The sequence below is a fragment of the Rhizobium sp. BK456 genome, assembly GCF_014194045.1.
GTDB lineage: Bacteria > Pseudomonadota > Alphaproteobacteria > Rhizobiales > Rhizobiaceae > Rhizobium > Rhizobium redzepovicii.
In genome coordinates, this window is sequence record NZ_JACIAO010000012.1 from 190,939 (window position 1) to 206,466 (window position 15,528).

The 15,528-nt window shown below is 61.5% G+C and carries 16 protein-coding genes; 7 read left to right on the forward strand and 9 right to left on the reverse strand.

Annotated elements, in window-relative coordinates; translation table 11 throughout:
- The first annotated feature begins 188 nt into the window (after nt 1-188).
- From FHX03_RS28420 to FHX03_RS28430, 3 genes are read left to right on the forward strand one after another with little or no spacing between them, the layout of a single operon-like run.
- Nucleotides 189-818 carry a CDP-alcohol phosphatidyltransferase family protein gene (locus tag FHX03_RS28420; RefSeq protein ID WP_183856531.1) on the forward strand — a complete coding sequence of 210 codons (630 nt, stop codon included), beginning with the start codon at nt 189-191 and terminating at the stop codon, nt 816-818.
- Entirely contained in the window at nt 815-1,435 is a 621-nt protein-coding gene (locus FHX03_RS28425) for a lysophospholipid acyltransferase family protein (RefSeq protein WP_183856533.1), read from the forward strand. The genes FHX03_RS28420 and FHX03_RS28425 overlap by 4 nt, the downstream gene beginning before the upstream one ends.
- Nucleotides 1,432-2,361 (forward strand): phosphatidate cytidylyltransferase, encoded by a 930-nt coding sequence (locus tag FHX03_RS28430; RefSeq protein ID WP_097627921.1) that lies wholly within the window; start codon nt 1,432-1,434, stop codon nt 2,359-2,361. The genes FHX03_RS28425 and FHX03_RS28430 overlap by 4 nt, the downstream gene beginning before the upstream one ends.
- 13 nt (nt 2,362-2,374) lie before the next feature.
- Here FHX03_RS28430 and FHX03_RS28435 read toward each other — a convergent pair whose 3' ends face one another.
- The 3 genes from FHX03_RS28435 to FHX03_RS28445 all read right to left on the reverse strand — a co-directional run bounded on the left by FHX03_RS28435 (nt 2,375) and on the right by FHX03_RS28445 (nt 4,203).
- Entirely contained in the window at nt 2,375-2,698 is a 324-nt protein-coding gene (locus FHX03_RS28435) for a chaperone modulator CbpM (protein WP_183856535.1), read from the reverse strand.
- 2 nt (nt 2,699-2,700) lie between these two features.
- Nucleotides 2,701-3,615 carry a DnaJ C-terminal domain-containing protein gene (locus FHX03_RS28440; RefSeq protein ID WP_097627923.1) on the reverse strand — a complete coding sequence of 305 codons (915 nt, stop codon included), beginning with the start codon at nt 3,613-3,615 and terminating at the stop codon, nt 2,701-2,703.
- 120 nt (nt 3,616-3,735) lie between these two features.
- Nucleotides 3,736-4,203, reverse strand: coding sequence for a universal stress protein (locus FHX03_RS28445; RefSeq protein ID WP_183856537.1), 468 nt, complete (start codon nt 4,201-4,203; stop codon nt 3,736-3,738).
- 160 nt (nt 4,204-4,363) lie between these two features.
- Here FHX03_RS28445 and FHX03_RS28450 point away from each other — a divergent pair, with 160 nt between their 5' ends.
- Nucleotides 4,364-5,266 (forward strand): NAD(P)-dependent oxidoreductase, encoded by a 903-nt coding sequence (locus FHX03_RS28450; protein WP_183856565.1) that lies wholly within the window; start codon nt 4,364-4,366, stop codon nt 5,264-5,266.
- 192 nt (nt 5,267-5,458) lie between these two features.
- Nucleotides 5,459-6,334 carry a glutathione-dependent disulfide-bond oxidoreductase gene (gene yghU / locus FHX03_RS28455; protein ID WP_097627926.1) on the forward strand — a complete coding sequence of 292 codons (876 nt, stop codon included), beginning with the start codon at nt 5,459-5,461 and terminating at the stop codon, nt 6,332-6,334.
- An 84-nt stretch (nt 6,335-6,418) separates the two neighbouring features.
- Here the strand turns inward: yghU and FHX03_RS28460 are convergent, their stop codons facing one another.
- The 5 genes from FHX03_RS28460 to FHX03_RS28480 are packed head-to-tail and all read right to left on the reverse strand — an operon-like array spanning nt 6,419 to nt 12,387.
- Nucleotides 6,419-7,933 carry an ABC transporter substrate-binding protein gene (locus FHX03_RS28460; protein WP_183856539.1) on the reverse strand — a complete coding sequence of 505 codons (1,515 nt, stop codon included), beginning with the start codon at nt 7,931-7,933 and terminating at the stop codon, nt 6,419-6,421.
- A gap of 19 nt (nt 7,934-7,952) precedes the next feature.
- On the reverse strand, nt 7,953-9,662 hold the full coding sequence (locus tag FHX03_RS28465; protein WP_183856541.1) for a dipeptide ABC transporter ATP-binding protein: 1,710 nt from the start codon (nt 9,660-9,662) through the stop codon (nt 7,953-7,955).
- The gene (locus tag FHX03_RS28470; protein WP_097627929.1) at nt 9,659-10,510 is read right to left on the reverse strand and encodes an ABC transporter permease; all 852 of its coding nucleotides are present in this window, start codon (nt 10,508-10,510) and stop codon (nt 9,659-9,661) included. The genes FHX03_RS28465 and FHX03_RS28470 overlap by 4 nt, the downstream gene beginning before the upstream one ends.
- Nucleotides 10,507-11,445: an ABC transporter permease gene (locus tag FHX03_RS28475; protein ID WP_097627930.1), complete on the reverse strand. Its 939-nt coding sequence runs from the start codon at nt 11,443-11,445 to the stop codon at nt 10,507-10,509. Before FHX03_RS28475 ends, FHX03_RS28470 begins: the two co-directional genes overlap by 4 nt.
- A gap of 51 nt (nt 11,446-11,496) precedes the next feature.
- Nucleotides 11,497-12,387 carry a proline iminopeptidase-family hydrolase gene (locus FHX03_RS28480; RefSeq protein ID WP_183856543.1) on the reverse strand — a complete coding sequence of 297 codons (891 nt, stop codon included), beginning with the start codon at nt 12,385-12,387 and terminating at the stop codon, nt 11,497-11,499.
- 142 nt (nt 12,388-12,529) lie between these two features.
- Between FHX03_RS28480 and FHX03_RS28485 the strand changes: the two genes are divergently transcribed.
- Nucleotides 12,530-13,306 (forward strand): helix-turn-helix transcriptional regulator, encoded by a 777-nt coding sequence (locus tag FHX03_RS28485; RefSeq protein ID WP_183856566.1) that lies wholly within the window; start codon nt 12,530-12,532, stop codon nt 13,304-13,306.
- Between the two features lie 83 nt (nt 13,307-13,389).
- Nucleotides 13,390-14,292: a proline iminopeptidase-family hydrolase gene (locus FHX03_RS28490; RefSeq protein WP_183856545.1), complete on the forward strand. Its 903-nt coding sequence runs from the start codon at nt 13,390-13,392 to the stop codon at nt 14,290-14,292.
- Between the two features lie 43 nt (nt 14,293-14,335).
- Here the strand turns inward: FHX03_RS28490 and FHX03_RS28495 are convergent, their stop codons facing one another.
- Nucleotides 14,336-15,247 carry an acetamidase/formamidase family protein gene (locus FHX03_RS28495; RefSeq protein ID WP_183856567.1) on the reverse strand — a complete coding sequence of 304 codons (912 nt, stop codon included), beginning with the start codon at nt 15,245-15,247 and terminating at the stop codon, nt 14,336-14,338.
- Nucleotides 15,248-15,528 lie beyond the last annotated feature (281 nt).

A 15,528-nucleotide genomic window follows, 5' to 3' on the forward strand; every position in this document is an offset into this window, starting at 1 on the left:
AAATCAGGCTGTTCGATCCATCGCCCCGGATCCTTCAGCCGTTTTTCCGAACTCGTATCGCGTCGGGATTCGGCCGAATGAACGCGGCCTGGCGCGAGCGGGACCTCGCGCGGAATTTAGAGTGCGGGACGGCTTGGCGCGACGACATCGGCAGGATATGCAAGGAGATCGGGTTTGGGGAAATGAAAATGGGGGAAGAAGAGGCCGCCTCACGGCGACCGATTGCGAGCCGGTCGTCGCGCTGGGCGATCGGCATGAGCGCATGGCTCGCGCGCACCGGCGTCACGCCGAACGGTATTTCGCTGCTGTCGATCCTCTTTGCCGGCATCGGCGCGGCGCTGATCCTGCTCACAACGCACCCAATCGTTATGATCGGCGCCGCGATCTCTGTGCAGCTGCGGCTCGTGTGCAACCTGCTCGACGGCATGGTCGCAATCGAAGGCGGCAAGAAAACCAGGAGCGGGCCGATCTATAACGAATTCCCCGACCGGATCGCCGACAGTCTGCTGCTCGTCGCCGCCGGTTATGCCTGCGGTTTTGCCTGGCTTGGCTGGCTTGCTGCGCTGCTCGCCGCACTCACCGCCTATATCAGGGTCTTCGGAGGATCGGTCGGCCTTGCCCAGGACTTCAGCGGCATCATGGCCAAGCAGCGCCGCATGGCGGTGCTGACGGCCGGCCTCGTTGCCCAGAGTGTGGAGACACTGGTCTTCGCCAGCCATCGATCGCTGATCCTAACCTCCGCCATCATCGCGGCCGGCAGCCTCGTCACCTGCGTCACGCGCACGATAACGCTTGTCCGTTCGATGGAGAGACCATGATTCCTCTTATTCGTCGTCTTCTGGTGCTGTTCGTCCGTATCGTGGTCGGCGCCCGAAGCGAGTGGCGGGGCTGTGCGCCCGACACGCGCCGCCGCATCTATTTCGCCAATCACAACAGCCATGTCGATACCGTCGCCGTCATGGCCGCCCTGCCGTATCCGGTGCGGCGGCTGACCCATCCGGTGGCGGCGCGCGACTATTGGGGAACCAGCGCCTTTCGCCGTTTTATCGCCGAGAAAGGCCTGCGCGCCGTCCTGATCGACCGCAAGCCTCTGCCGGACAGCAACCCGCTGGAGCCCCTCGAGCGCCTTCTCGAAGAGGGGCGTTCGATCCTGATTTTTCCCGAAGGCACGAGAAGCGCCACTGAAGAGATCGCCCCGTTCCGCAGCGGCATCTATCGCCTGGCCTGCCGCTTTCCCGATGTCGACCTCATACCGATCCATCTCGACAATCTGCAGCGTATCCTGCCGAAAGGAAGCATGCTGATCGTCCCGATCACCTGCACCGCGCGTTTCGGCAAGCCGCTGCGCGTCGAACCCGGCGAGGAAAAGAATGCCTTCCTGGCCCGCGCCCGGGCCGCGGTCGTCGAGCTCGCAGACGGGGGGCCTGTCAGATGACCAGCCTGTTTTCCCTGGTACTTGCCGCCATCCTCGCCCTGCTTGCCGCCGCCTCGGCCATCGGCTTCATCCTGCAACGGCGCGCGACCGAGCCCGGCTCCGTCGCCACCGTCCACAACCTCAACGCCCGTATCCGCTCCTGGTGGATCATGGTCGCCATATTCGGCGGCGCGATCCTGCTCGGCGATACGGCGGTGGTCATCCTGTTCGCGTTCCTCTCCTTCATGGCGCTTCGTGAATTCTGGACGTTGACGCCGTCGCGGCGCGGCGACCACCTGGCATTGTTCCTCTCCTTCTTCGTCGTCCTGCCGGTGCACTATGTGCTGCTCGGAACGCTATGGTACGGCCTCTTTGCGATCTTCATCCCCGTATATGCCTTCCTGATCCTGCCGGCGGTGGCGACCCTGACGGGCGATGTCAACGAATTCCTGGCGCGCAGCGCCAGGGTGCAATGGGGCCTGATGCTGACGGTCTATTCGATCAGCCACGCGCCGGCGCTGCTGATGCTGCAGACCGACACACCGTCGGCACTTCTTCTCGTCTATCTCGTCATCGTCGTGCAGCTCAGTGACGTCTTCCAGTATGTCTGGGGCAAGCTTCTCGGAAAGCACCGCTTCTCGCCGAACATCAGCCCGTCGAAAACGCTGGAAGGCCTGATCGGCGGCGGCGCCTCGGCGATCCTTGTCGGAACGCTGCTCTATCGCCTGACGCCGTTCTCGCCGCTGCAGGCCGCGGCCGTCAGCACCGTCATCGTCGTCGCCGGCTTCTTCGGCGGCTTCGTGCTCTCGGCCATCAAGCGCGATCTCAATGCCAAGGACTGGGGCTATGTGATCGAGGGCCATGGCGGCGTGCTCGACCGCTTGGATTCCATCACCTTCGCAGCGCCGCTGTTCTTCCACATCGTCCGCTATTGGTTCACCACCTGAGAATTCGGCCGATCTAAAACCGGTCGATCTCCTCGAGGCTCTCGAGCAGCCGGCGCTGAACATCCCGCTCCTGCTTGCCGATGGCCGCCATCAGCTTGCCCATCGTTCCCCGCAGGCCGTGCAATTCGTCGACCAGCTCCATGACGATATCGACGCCGGCTTCGTTGACACCCATGTTTCCCATGAGGTCCAGGATCAGCCTGGCGCGTGCAACGTCGGCGTCGCGAAATTGCCTCCGGCCGTCTGATGTCTCCGGGATCAGCCAACCCTGTTCGATCCAGAGGTCAAGCTGGATGACGTCGATTTTCAAGTAAAGACGGAATTCGAGATCATTCATGATCAAGCCTCCATGTTCTTTCTCGGATCGTAGGAGTTTGCCGTTGCCCATTCCTTCATCAAGGCCGTCAGCCGTTCATCCGGGGCGTCGGGCAGCACAATCTTCAGCGAAATGTAGACGTCGCCGTGTTCGCCGCCACGTTTTGCAACACCTTTGCCCTTGAGACGCAGGACCTTGCCGCTGTTCGAATAAGGCGGGAGCGTCAAATTGACTGGTCCGGAAGGGGTCGGCACACGGACTTTGCCGCCGAGCACGGCCTCGCTGAGGGAGATCGGTAGTTCCAGGCGGATATCGTCGCCGTCTCGCGTGAAGAAGCGGTGTGGGGTCACACGGATTTCGATCAGGGCATCACCTGTCGGCCCGCCTCCAATGCCCGGCTCGCCCTTGCCGCGCAGCCGCAAGGTCTGGCCGTCGCGCGTCCCCGGCGGGATCTGTACGTCCAGCGCCGGACCGTTCGGCATCTTGACCTCCGTCCTGGTGCCGTTGACCGCCTCGAGAAAGTCGACCTCCATGGAGAATTGCCGGTCACGGCCACGACCACGGGTCTGGCCGCCGCCGGCACGACGTGAAAAGAAGCTGGCGAAAATATCGTCGGCATCGCTGAAATCCGCAAAGCCGGCGCTGTTGTGGTAGGGATCGCCCGGCCCGCTCTTTGAGGCATAGTCGCGGTAATAATTGCGCTGCGCCCGCTCGGCGCCTGTTATATCGATCTCGCCGCGATCGAAGCGTCCGCGTTTTTCCTCGTCGCTCAAGATCTCGTAGGCGGTTGAAATTTCCTTGAACCGTTCCTCGGCCTTTTTGTCGCCGGGGTTGAGGTCGGGGTGAAGTTTCTTGGCGAGCTTGCGGAACGCGCTTTGAATATCCTTTTGCGTCGCATCCCGTTTTACGCCCAGAAGCTCATATGGATCCTGGCTCATGCATATCTCCGGTCAGGCAGCGAATACTGCTGGTTGGCTTGGGGATGATATAGGTTGTCGGGCCGCCGCCGGGGAGGGGAGGCCGGTCGCTCCGATCGACTTCGTCAATCCGCAGCGGAACTAAAACAACGTCGCGTCTTCCACTTGAGGCGCCGAGCCTTCATGCGCGGGATCGGGTCGCCGGTCGATGAGAACCGAGCACCCGGCGTGGCGCACGACCTTGTCGACGATCGAGGAGAAGACGTAGTCGGTGATATCCGTCACATGGGATGAAAGCAGGATGAGATCGGCCGACTTCTCCCTTGCAACGGAAACGAGCACGGAGGCGGCGACGCCGATACGAACCTCGATCGTTGCCGGAACTCCCATCTCTTTACAAAGCGATGCAAGCTTCTTTTCGGCGTCGACGATCGCGGTCGTTTCGAATTCTTCGGGAAGCTCCGTCAGGTGACGGTGGGGGATACCCTCGATGACGTGCATGACGACGAGGCTCCCGCCTTTATCCACCAGCGCAGCAGCCCGACGCAAAAGGCGGCTTGCCGTTTCCCTGGAACCCATGCCGATGCCGCAGATGATCGTCCGATACATTGAAATCCATATCCTCGAATGCGAATGATAACACCGATCATACCGGTGTCGACCATTCCGGCATTGACGAATATCAAGAAAAAGTGCCGCAACGGCAGCGCGCATGAAACGGCCAACTGCTTGTGAACGAACCTCCGGCTGTATCGTCGCAGTTGACGGCATGGTCTCCAGCAACATTTCTAACCCGGTGTCGTCACTGATTGAGGTTCACATGCCGAATTTTGCGATTATCGGATCGGGTGCGATGGGAAGTGCCGTCGCCAAACGGCTGATCGACCACGGCGCTACGGTGCTGACCTATCTTGAGGGCAGGAGCGAGCAGACGATTGTGCGGGCAAAGGCAGCCGGCATGGTGCCGGTCGGCCACCAGGAGCTGACGAAGGCTGAGTTGATCCTGTCGATCGTCCCACCGGCGCAGGCGATCAAGGTCGCCGGACTCGTCGCGGACATATCGTCGGAGATGCAGGCGCCGCCTCCCTTCATCGACCTCAACGCGATTGCGCCGAAAACGATGCAGGCTTTGGCGGCACGCTTCGAAGGCAGCGGCATCGAGGTGCTTGACGGAGCGATCATCGGCGGGCCGCCGGTCCCCGGCAAATCAGGTCCGACCATCTATATCAGCGGCGATACCGCGGAGCGGAGCCGGCTGCTCGAGGATTGCGGCCTCAGGATCCGCAGGCTCGACGGACCGCTCGGCGCCGCCTCGGCCCTGAAGATGTGTTATGCCGGCATCAACAAGGGATTTACCGGCCTCGGCACCGCCATGCTGCTTGCCGCATCGCGCTCGGGTGCTGCCGAAAGCCTGAAAGCCGAACTCTCCGAAAGCCTTCCGGACGTCGATCGCAAGCTGTCGAGATCCATTCCCGACATGTACCCGAAGGCCTATCGATGGGTCGCCGAAATGCAGGAGATTGCCGATTTCCTTGGAGACGATGATCCCGCGGCGACCATCTTCCGCGGCATGGCGGACCTCTTTGCCAGGATGGCTGGCGACGTGGAGGGCAGCCGCGTGCTCGTCGGACAGCTGGACGAGATCATCGCTTCCTCGGGAACCGAAAACTGATCGCAATGGTCAAGCAATAGTCGCAGCAACCGAATATGAGAGATGGAGCCATGGGCTTTCCAACACTCTGACGATTGTGTGAACCTTCTCCGACACCTCTGACAAAACCTCATCGCCTCTGCTATGTCAGGAAAAATGCGGCGGCCCCAACCGGCGCCGCGCTCTGTCCGATCAATGCCAGGAGTTTGAAAGATGAGCGGTTCTCCCGATTATACACCCCCGAAGGTCTGGACCTGGAACAAGGCGAATGGCGGCCAATTCGCCAGTATCAACCGCCCGATCGCAGGGCCGACGCATGACAAGGAGCTTCCGGTCGGCCGCCATCCGCTGCAGCTCTATTCGCTCGGCACCCCGAACGGCCAGAAGGTCACTATCATGCTCGAGGAGCTGCTGGCGCTTGGCCATGAAGGTGCGGAGTATGACGCCTGGCTGATCAAGATCGGCGATGGCGACCAGTTCGGCAGCGGCTTCGTCGCGGTCAATCCCAATTCCAAGATACCGGCGCTGATGGACCGTAGCGGGCCAAAGCCGATCCGTGTCTTCGAATCGGGCGCCATCTTGACCTATCTCGCGGAAAAGTTCGGCGCCTTCCTGCCGACTGAACCGGCCGCCCGCGCCGAATGCCTGTCATGGCTGTTCTGGCAGATGGGAAGCGCCCCCTACCTGGGCGGCGGCTTTGGCCATTTCTACGCCTATGCGCCGACGAAGATCGAATATGCGATCGACCGATTTGCAATGGAGGTGAAGCGTCAGCTCGACGTGCTCGATCGTCGCCTTGCCGAAAGCGAGTATCTGGCAGGCAGCGATTATACGATCGCCGATATTGCCGTCTGGCCCTGGTATGGCGGGTTGGTGAAGGGCTGGACCTACGGCGCAGCCGAGTTTCTGCAGGTGGAAGAGTATAAGAACGTGCTGCGCTGGGCAGACAGCATCTACAGCAGGCCGGCCGTGCAACGCGGCCGGATGGTCAACCGCCTCTCCGGTGAGCCCTCGAGCCAGTTGCACGAGCGCCACGACGCCAGCGACTTCGACACCAGGACGCAGGACAAGCTCGCTGCCGCCGAGTAAGCAAGCGGCCCCAGCCACGTGTCGCAGCAACAAATTATGTTCCGCCGCCTTTACGGCGGCGGAACATCTGCATGCTGTCAGAACTCAGTTCTTGACCGTATCTTCCAGGAAGAACCGGCCGAGCGGGTTCTGGTAGAAGTTCTCGATATTCTTGCGTGAGACGTTGATATAGGGGCTGTAATAGAGGTCGATCCAGTTGACGTCGTCCTTGGCCATCTTCTGCAGATCGACATACATCTGTTCGCGCTTCTTCGGATCGAGCTCGAGACGCGCCTTGGCAACCAGTTCCTTCACCGCCTCGCTCTTGTAATTGGTAGAGTAGTTGTTGTTGGAATCGTGGCCGAGGACGAAGGTGGTCTTCTGGTCCGGATCGAGAATGTCGTTGGTCCAGTAGTTGACCGAGATATCGTAGTCGCCGGCAACCGTCATGTCCCATTCCTGGCTCGGATCGACTTTCTGCAGGTTGGCGGTGATGCCCGCCTTCTGCAGTTGCTGCTGGACCAGCACGGCCGTCTGCTCGTCGACTTCGTCGCCGGCGCGCACCAAATAATTCAGCGTCAGGTCCGAGGCGCCGGCAGCCGCCAACAGCTCCTTTGCCTTCTCTGAATCATAAGGTCGCTGCAGATTGTCGGCATAATAATAGAGTGCGCCCTTCGGAATGTAGGAGTTGGCGACCGTGCCCTGGCCGAAGGTAACGGTATCGACGATCGCCTTCTTGTCGATCGCGAGATCAAGCGCCTGGCGGACTTCCTTCTTGCCGAGCGCGCCATGCGCATGGTTGATCAGCAGATGATCCTCGCGGGTCGAAGCGTCGATATCGACGTTGAGGTTGGGGTCCTTCTTCAACTCCTCGACGCGGGAGAAGGGCACGAAGATCGCCGTATCCAGTTCACCGGCCTGGACGTTCAGCATGCGGGTATTGTCGTCAGGCACCGAGATCCACTCGACACCGTCGAGCTTCACCCGGTCCGCCTGCCAGAAATTCGGGTTCTTCTTGAGAATGACGCGGTCGCCGCGCCGCCATTCCTCGACCACGAAGGCGCCGGATGCGATCGGCTTTTCGCCATAGGCGTCGGGACCAAGCGATTCCATGCCCTTCTTGGAGATGACGGAGGCATTCGGCAGTGCCAGAGTCGAAAGGAACGGCGCGGACGGGTTCTTGAGCTTGATCGTCAGCGTATGGGCGTCGGTTGCGACCGCCGTGTCGATCACCTTGTAGGAATCGCTCCAGAGCGAGGCCGCGTCATCGCGGATGCGCAGCAGGCTGTAGGCCGCGTCCTCCGCCGTCAGCGGCGAACCGTCGGAAAATTTCGCGTCGCGGATCTTGAACGTGTAGGTCAGCCCGTCATCCGAGGTGGTCCAGCTTTCGGCAAGGCCCGGCTCCAGTTTCGTGCCAGTCTTGTCGACGCGGATCAACACGTCGTAGACGTTGGAGAACACCCAGTTGTCGATGTTCTGCGCTGTTTTGATCGGATCGAATGTCGTCGAATCCTCGCGGCGGCCGATGGTGAGTACACCGGCGGCCTCCGCATAGCTTGCACTGAGCGTCAGACCGGCGAGCAAGGCTGCAAGCCCGATTGATTTCCACCTGTTTGTCATGAGTTCGTTCCCTTCGTTGTTATGGCATGCGCTTGATTGATTGAATCGGCTTCGAATGCGGATCGTCCTTGCCGTCGGCGTCTTGAAGCAGCCGCTTGTCAGGATCGATGTCGGGAATGGCGGCGATCAGCGCCGCCGTATAGGGATGTTTCGGCCGCGCGAAGACTTCTTCTGAGCGACCTTCCTCGACGATCTCGCCGCGATACATCACGACGACGCGTTCGCAGAGATTGCGGACGATTGCGAGATCATGGGCAATGAAGATCAGCGTGAGGTTCATCTTCGCCGTGAGCTCGCGGAAGAGCTCGATGATCTGCGCCTGGATGGTGACGTCGAGGGCCGCCACGCATTCGTCGGCGATGATCAGCTTCGGATCGACGGCGAGGGCTCGGGCAATGCCGGCACGCTGGCACTGGCCGCCGCTCATGCTGCGCGGTTTGCGGCCGGCGAATTCGCGTTCGAGGCCGACGAGATCGAGCAGTTCGCCGATCCGCGCCTGGATATCGCTCCTGGCGACCTTGCCCTGCACCTTCAGCACTTCGGCCAGCATCTGCCCGATCGTCAGCCTCGGATTGAGCGCATTGTATGGGTCCTGGAACACCATCGCCGTCTCGCGCCTGAGTTTTGCCAGGCCAGCACTTTTCTGCTGGGCCAGATCGACGCCGTCGAAGGTGACGTGACCGGACGAAATCCGTGTGAGACCGAGCACAGCACGGGCAAGCGTGCTCTTGCCGCTGCCGGATTCACCGACAATGCCGACCGTCTCGCCGGGCATGATCTGCAGGCTGACGCCGGCAACGGCGCTGACATTTCTGGCACCGCCCTTGAACAGGCTGCCGCCGGTTTTGAAGCGCACGTGGAGATCGTCGATTTCAAGCAATGGCCTCACCGGCTGGCCGGCTTCGGCAATGTCCGGCAGCGGCGCTGATATCTCGCCCGGCAGGGAAGGGTGGCTGTTGATCAGGTTGATCGTATAGGGGTGCTGCGGCAGCGTCAGGATCGCCCGCTTCGGCCCCTCCTCGATGAGCTTGCCGCCGCGCAGCACGGCGATGCGGTCGCAGGTCTGGGCGACGATGCCGAGATCGTGGGTGATCAGAATGATCGACAGCCCGCGCCGGTCGCGAATCTCCATCAGCAGCCGCAGGATCTGCGCCTGGATGGTCACGTCGAGCGCCGTGGTCGGCTCGTCGGCGATCAGGATCTTCGGACTGCAGGACAGCGCCACGCCGATCATCGCCCGCTGCCGCATGCCACCGGAAAATTCGTGCGGGTAGCTGTCATATTGGCGCACGGGATCGGGAAAACCGACCTGCGCCAGGATTTCCGTCGCTGCGGTGCGGGCCTCGCGGGCACCGAGGCCCTGGTGATAGCGGATGCCCTCGGCGATCTGATCGCCGATCCGCATCACCGGGTCGAGATGGCTGGTCGGGTTCTGGAAGATCATGCCGATCTCGCCGCCGCGCACTTTCAGCATCTCGCCATCGTCGATCCGCATGAGGTCGCGCCCTTCGAGCAGGACGCTACCGCTTTCGATCTTCAGCAGCGAGGAGGGCAGCAGGCGCACCAGGGAACGGCAGAACAGGCTCTTGCCCGAGCCGCTTTCGCCGACGAGGCCGAGAATCTCACCCTTGCCGAGGTCGAGCGAGACCGCATCGAGCAGCGTGCGCGGGCCGGAATCTACATGCGCCCTGACTGTGAGATCGCGAACGGATAGCCTCGAGCCGCTCATTCATGCACCCCCAGCAGTTCGCCGAGGGCATCGCCCAGCATGCTGAAGCCGAAGGCGAGGCAGACGATGGAGAGGCCGGGAAACAAAGTGATCCACCATGCCGTGGTGATGAAGCTCTGTCCTTCGGCGACCATGACGCCCCATTCGGCAATCGGCGGCTGGACGCCGAGGCCGAGATAGCTGACGGCAGCGCCGCTGAGCAGCACCAGCGTCGCATCGGACATCGAAAAGACGATCGAGCCGGCGATCGCGTTCGGCAGCAGGTGGCGGAACATGATCCGTGGGCGGCTGAAGCCGAGGCTGACAGCGGCAACGGCATAGTCGCTGCCCTTCAGCACCAGCATCTGCGCCCGGATCAGCCGCGCATAGGAGACCCAGCCGACCAGCGCCATGGCGATATAGAAACTGCCAAGACCCGGGCCGAGGATGGCGATGATCGACAGCATCAGCACGAGGAAGGGGAAGGCGAGGATGATATCGACAAGACGCATGAACAGCGCATCGACGATGCCGCCGAAGAAGCCGGCGATCGTGCCCACGATCGTGCCGATCAGGAACGGGAAGATGACGCCGATCAGCGCCATCTGCAGGTCGAGGCGCGCGCCCCAGATAACGCGGGAGAGAATATCGCGGCCAAAATTGTCGGTGCCGAAGGGATGCAACAATGAAGGCGCCTGCAGGCGCACCTCGGCATTCTGCATGATCGGGTCGTAAGGCGCGACGAGGGGCGCACCGATCGCCAGCAGGACGAAGAACAGCAGCAGGCCGGCACTGAGCACAAGCATCGGCCGCCGGCCGAAGAACCGGCGCCAGCCGAGGGAGGCGGGGGCGACCGCCTCGATGCTCATAGCTTCACCCTCGGATCGACGGCGACAGTGACGATGTCGGCGATGAAATTGATAAGCACAGTGGCGCAGGCAAAGACCATGGCGACGCCTTGAACCACCATGTAGTCGCGTGAGAAGATCGCCCTGACGAGCAGCTGTCCCATGCCGGGCAGCGCAAAGACGCTCTCGACTACCACAGTGCCGCCGATCAGCCAGCCGATGTTGACGGCAAGCAGATTAATCGTCGGCACCAGCGAATTCGGCAGCACATGCCGCCAGAAGACGATGCCTTCGGGCATGCCGCGGGCGCGCGCCGCGGTCGCCACATCCGATTTCAGCTGCTCGATCATTGCCGCCCGCAGGCTGCGCGTCAGCACGGTCGAGAGCGACAGCGCAACCGTCAGGCTCGGCAGCACCAGATGCGACAGCTTTTCGCCGATCGTCGCGCCATAGCCCGAGACCGGCAGGATACCGAGATCAACGCTGAACAGGATGATCAGCATCAGCCCCAGCCAGAAGGGCGGAAATCCGATGCCGAAGGTCGAGATGATGCGCACCGCATGATCCGGAGCCCGGCCGGCATTGCGTGCGGCGATTGCCGACATCGGCACTGCGATCAGGACCGAAAGCACGACGCTGGAGACGACGAGCGCGAGCGTCGGCTCGACGCGGGTGACGATCAGCTTCAGCACGTCGATCTTGTAGAGGATCGACTTGCCCATTTCGCCATTGGCAAGATTCTTGAGGAAATAGACATATTGCAGCCACATCGGCTGGTCGAGACCGTACTGGGCGCGGATGCTGGCGAGAGCCGCCGGCGTCGCGCGCGTGCCAAGAATGTTGCGCGCCGGATCGCCGGGAATCAGCCGAACCAGGATGAAAGTGATGACGCTAATGCCGAAGATGACCGGCAGAAACTGCAGCGGTCGCGTCAGAACGAATTTATAGCGATGCATGACGGCGATCGCCCCTTTGTCTTCGTCGGGTTCGGTCCGCTTCCTGTTGCATCAGCCTGCCTCGTGCCGGGCGAGAAAATCGAGAAGTGCTGGATAATAATCCTGCGGGTTCTCATAGAACGGCATGTGGCTGGCATTGGCAAACACCTTGAGCTCGGCATTTGGCAGGGCAAGCTTCATCCTCAGCGCACAGGCCGGCGTCAGCTCGTCATGCTCTCCAGTCGTGATCAGCACCGGCAGCATCAGGCGCGGCAGATCGGGGATGCGGTTCCAGTCCTTGAGGTTGCCGGTATAGAGAAACTCGTTCGGCCCTTGCATGGTCTCATAGGGCGCCATGTTCCAATCGTCGAGCGAGCGGCGCACCGGCGCCGGCCATTCCGCCAGGCGGCAGACGTGGCGATAGTTGAGAATGGTGACGGCTGCGAGATATTCCGGGTGATTGTAGGTGCCCTGCGCCTCGTGCTTCTGCATCATCGAGACCGTTTCGGGACCGAGTGCCGCCCGCAGCCGTTCCAGTTCCGAAATCAGATGCGGCATGTCGGCAACGGTATCCTCGAGGATCAGCGTCTTCAAATTTTCGGGGTAGGTCAACGCGTAGTCGATCGCCAGCCACCCGCCCCAGGAATGGCCGAGCAGATGGACTTTGCCGAGCCCCAGCGCCTTGCGCACGGTCTCCGTTTCCTCGACATAGCGGCCGATCGTCCAGAGCGAGAGATCGTCGGGCCGATCGGATGCGCCGGTGCCGAGCTGGTCGAAGGCGATGACGCGGTAGCCCTTGTCGATCAGGCAGGAATGCGCCTCGCGCAGGTAATCGCAGGGCAGGCCGGGTCCGCCATTCAGGCAGAAAACCGTCTCGCTGCCGGCCCCGAAGCTATAGGCAACGACGTGATGACCGTCGACATCGATCTCGAACCGCTGGTCCGGCCGTATTTCACGCCACATTGATCGCTCCGGCAGAAGATTTCGCTTGCTCAATATTTGGGCATGGTTAATTTTTTATCGCAAATCTCGCTCCGTGCCAGCTATAAGAAGTGATAGGGTGGGGTGCATGCCGAACCGGGAGCCGCCCATGCTTGACGAGGCAATGATTGACGACATCGGAACGATCAGACGGCAGTTTACGGCGCACGAAACGCTGGAGGGCCGGATCGACCAGGCCTTCGAGGCGATGAAGCAGATCGGCTTCGAGGCGCTGATCTACGACTATACGCCGGTGCCCTACGATCTCGACGGCGCGATCATGATACCATCGCTGCTGAAGCTCCGGAATATTTCCGACGATATGCACGACTATTGGTTCGACCGCGGTTATTTCCGCATCGATCCTGTCCAGCAGGTGGCGCTGCGCAGCACGGCGCCGTTCTTCTGGAACTACGACACCGATGCCGACACACTGATCAATCGCTTCATCAGCGACGACACCGCGCCGGTAGCGCGCTACCTGTACGAACGCGACATGTCGACCGGCGTCACCGTGCCGGTCCATATGCCGGGCGGCGACTATGCAACAGTTACCGGCATCCGCTTCGGTGGGAACAGTGAGTTCGAACGGCATGCGCTGCGTTATATCGCCGACTTCAACCTGCTGGCCCATGTCTTCCACGAGACGGCGTATTCGCTTTTCGACAAGAAGGCGTTGAGCGTCGGCACGGTCCGATTGACCGAGCGGGAACGCGAGTGTCTGCGCCATTCCGCGGAAGGTTTTTCCGCCAAGGAAATCTCCCGCATCATCGGCCGTTCGGTGCCGACCGTCGTGATGCATCTCAATGCCGCAGCAAAGAAGCTCGGTGCGCGCAACCGCACCCAGGCCGTGGTGCGCGCCACCCATTACCGCCTACTCGAGGACCGGCCGGCCGATTAATGGTCACCCTATAAGTTGTGATAGCTGCCTTGGCCGCTGCCGCCGCGTTATGGTTTCCGACATGCCAAGAGATGGAGACACCGGTGGCCGAAACCGTGACGAATGAAGCCTATTTGCCTTTTCACGACTATCGCACCTGGTATCGTGTCACCGGATCGCTGGAAAGCGACAAGCTGCCGCTCGTCGTCGCCCATGGAGGACCCGGCTGCACCCATGACTACGTCGATTCCTTCAAGGACATCGCCGCGCTCGACGGCCGCCCGGTCATTCATTACGACCAGCTCGGCAATGGCAACTCTACCCGCCTTCCCGACAAAGGGCCGGATTTCTGGACGGTCGGCCTGTTTCTCGAAGAGCTGGACGCGTTGCTTGCCCATCTCGGCATCCAGCATCGTTATGCCTTTCTCGGCCAGTCCTGGGGCGGCATGCTCGGCGCCGAACATGCGGTGCGCCGGCCGCCAGGCCTGAAGGCGCTCGTCATCGCCAACTCGCCGGCCAACATGTACACCTGGGTTTCGGAAGCGAACCGGCTGAGGCGGGAATTGCCGAAGGAGGTGCAGGACACGCTGCTGAAGCATGAGGTGGCGGGAAGCCTGACCGATCCGGATTATATCGCCGCCTCCCGCGTCTTTTATGACCGCCATGTCTGCCGCGTGGTGCCGTGGCCACCCGAAGTGGCGCGGACATTCGAAATCATGGACGAGGACAGCACTGTCTACCGCAACATGAATGGCCCGACCGAATTTCATGTCATCGGCACGATGAAGGACTGGACGATCGAAAACAGGCTCGACCGCATCGAAGCCCCAACGCTGCTGATCTCCGGCCAATACGACGAGGCGACACCCCTGGTGGTAAGGCCCTATCTCGACCGTGTTCCCGGCTGCGAATGGGTGCTCTTCGAAAATTCCAGCCACATGCCGCATGTCGAGGAAAAGCAGCTTTGCCTAGCGACCGTTTCCGCTTTCCTGTCACGGCACGATTGAGGAAGTGCCGCCGGCCAATCATTGATCGCCAGCTGGCGGTCGCCTATCGACGAACCAGCCATTTCTTGGCAACACGGCAGGCCATCGTATAGGCCGGATCGAAGACGTTGCCGACGTCGTAACGCACGACTTGGCCGAGCAGATGACTGGCTGCCGTTCTGTCCAGGCCATAATCCGACGCCAGCCAGGTCAGCATTTCGCTGGTGGCATGCTGGAGCGCCTGGTCGAGCGGTCGGGCGTTGCCGATGGTGAAGATGTCTTCGGCAGTTTCCCCGCGCGGCCATACCAGTCCGGCCTTTTTTTCCGCCGTCAGGCGAACGGTGACTTCGAAGGTGGTCTCGATGCCGGTTCCGACAATCTCACCATCTCCCTGCACGGCATGGCAATCGCCGAGAAAGAACAAGGCGCCGGGAGCCGACACGGGAAAGCGAACCGTGGTGCCGGGACCGAACAGCCGATAATCCATGTTGCCGCCATATTCGCCGCTGGTCGCGGTCGATATCGCCTGGCCGAGGCTGGGCGCCACGCCGAAACAGCCAATCATCGGGGCGAGCGGCAGAACGAAATTTTCCAGGCCTGCGACCGGCTCGGAAAGCCGGACGGTCAAGGCCTCGCGGTCGATGGCCCAGATGGCGATATCGCGTGGCGGCAGGTCACGCACCGTCTCGGGATCGACCACACTGGCGGCGACGACGCTTCGGGTAAACCCCGTGTCTCTGGTCGGGATCATGCTGACGATCTCGACCTTCAACGCATCCCCGGGCTCGGCGCCTTCCACGAAGATCGGGCCGTTCATCGGATTGCCGCCGGTTGCCTGCTTGACGCCATCCTTGTCATGTCCGGCGGCGTCGAGAGTCTCGGTCACGACGGTGTCGCCATCGGCGATGCGCAGGGCTGGCGGAAGGGAGCCGACGACATTGTGAAAGCTCGTCGGAATGAAGCGGTGAGTGGTCATGAGAATACAGCTCTCGCTCGTTTCGAATGCCATGAGGCCTGCGGCTGGACGCCGGGTAGACTAGATCAGAGATCGCCAGCAATGCCAATATCCGCAGCATCACTCGGGGTTTTCTTCGATCTCGATGATCAGTTCGGGTAGCCAAGGGCCGATATAGGTCTCGCGTCGCGCTTTAAGATCCCTCAGCCGATCGAGCGAAGCAACGGGTAGGACGGCTGCTGATGTCTGATCTCGCCTACATTCTCCGGACAGCAGATGTAAGTAAGCACCTATGCGGCGGG

Coding starts and splice junctions, on each gene's coding strand:
- yghU (WP_097627926.1), top strand. CDS start 5,459: ATGAGCGGTTCTCCCGATTATACACCCCCGAAGGTCTGGACCTGGAAC.
- FHX03_RS28420 (WP_183856531.1), top strand. CDS start 189: ATGGGGGAAGAAGAGGCCGCCTCACGGCGACCGATTGCGAGCCGGTCG.
- FHX03_RS28445 (WP_183856537.1), bottom strand. CDS start 4,203: ATGTATCGGACGATCATCTGCGGCATCGGCATGGGTTCCAGGGAAACG.
- FHX03_RS28430 (WP_097627921.1), top strand. CDS start 1,432: ATGACCAGCCTGTTTTCCCTGGTACTTGCCGCCATCCTCGCCCTGCTT.
- FHX03_RS28495 (WP_183856567.1), bottom strand. CDS start 15,247: ATGACCACTCACCGCTTCATTCCGACGAGCTTTCACAATGTCGTCGGC.
- FHX03_RS28470 (WP_097627929.1), bottom strand. CDS start 10,510: ATGAGCATCGAGGCGGTCGCCCCCGCCTCCCTCGGCTGGCGCCGGTTC.
- FHX03_RS28450 (WP_183856565.1), top strand. CDS start 4,364: ATGGTCTCCAGCAACATTTCTAACCCGGTGTCGTCACTGATTGAGGTT.
- FHX03_RS28485 (WP_183856566.1), top strand. CDS start 12,530: ATGATTGACGACATCGGAACGATCAGACGGCAGTTTACGGCGCACGAA.
- FHX03_RS28460 (WP_183856539.1), bottom strand. CDS start 7,933: ATGACAAACAGGTGGAAATCAATCGGGCTTGCAGCCTTGCTCGCCGGT.
- FHX03_RS28440 (WP_097627923.1), bottom strand. CDS start 3,615: ATGAGCCAGGATCCATATGAGCTTCTGGGCGTAAAACGGGATGCGACG.
- FHX03_RS28465 (WP_183856541.1), bottom strand. CDS start 9,662: ATGAGCGGCTCGAGGCTATCCGTTCGCGATCTCACAGTCAGGGCGCAT.
- FHX03_RS28475 (WP_097627930.1), bottom strand. CDS start 11,445: ATGCATCGCTATAAATTCGTTCTGACGCGACCGCTGCAGTTTCTGCCG.
- FHX03_RS28435 (WP_183856535.1), bottom strand. CDS start 2,698: ATGAATGATCTCGAATTCCGTCTTTACTTGAAAATCGACGTCATCCAG.
- FHX03_RS28425 (WP_183856533.1), top strand. CDS start 815: ATGATTCCTCTTATTCGTCGTCTTCTGGTGCTGTTCGTCCGTATCGTG.
- FHX03_RS28480 (WP_183856543.1), bottom strand. CDS start 12,387: ATGTGGCGTGAAATACGGCCGGACCAGCGGTTCGAGATCGATGTCGAC.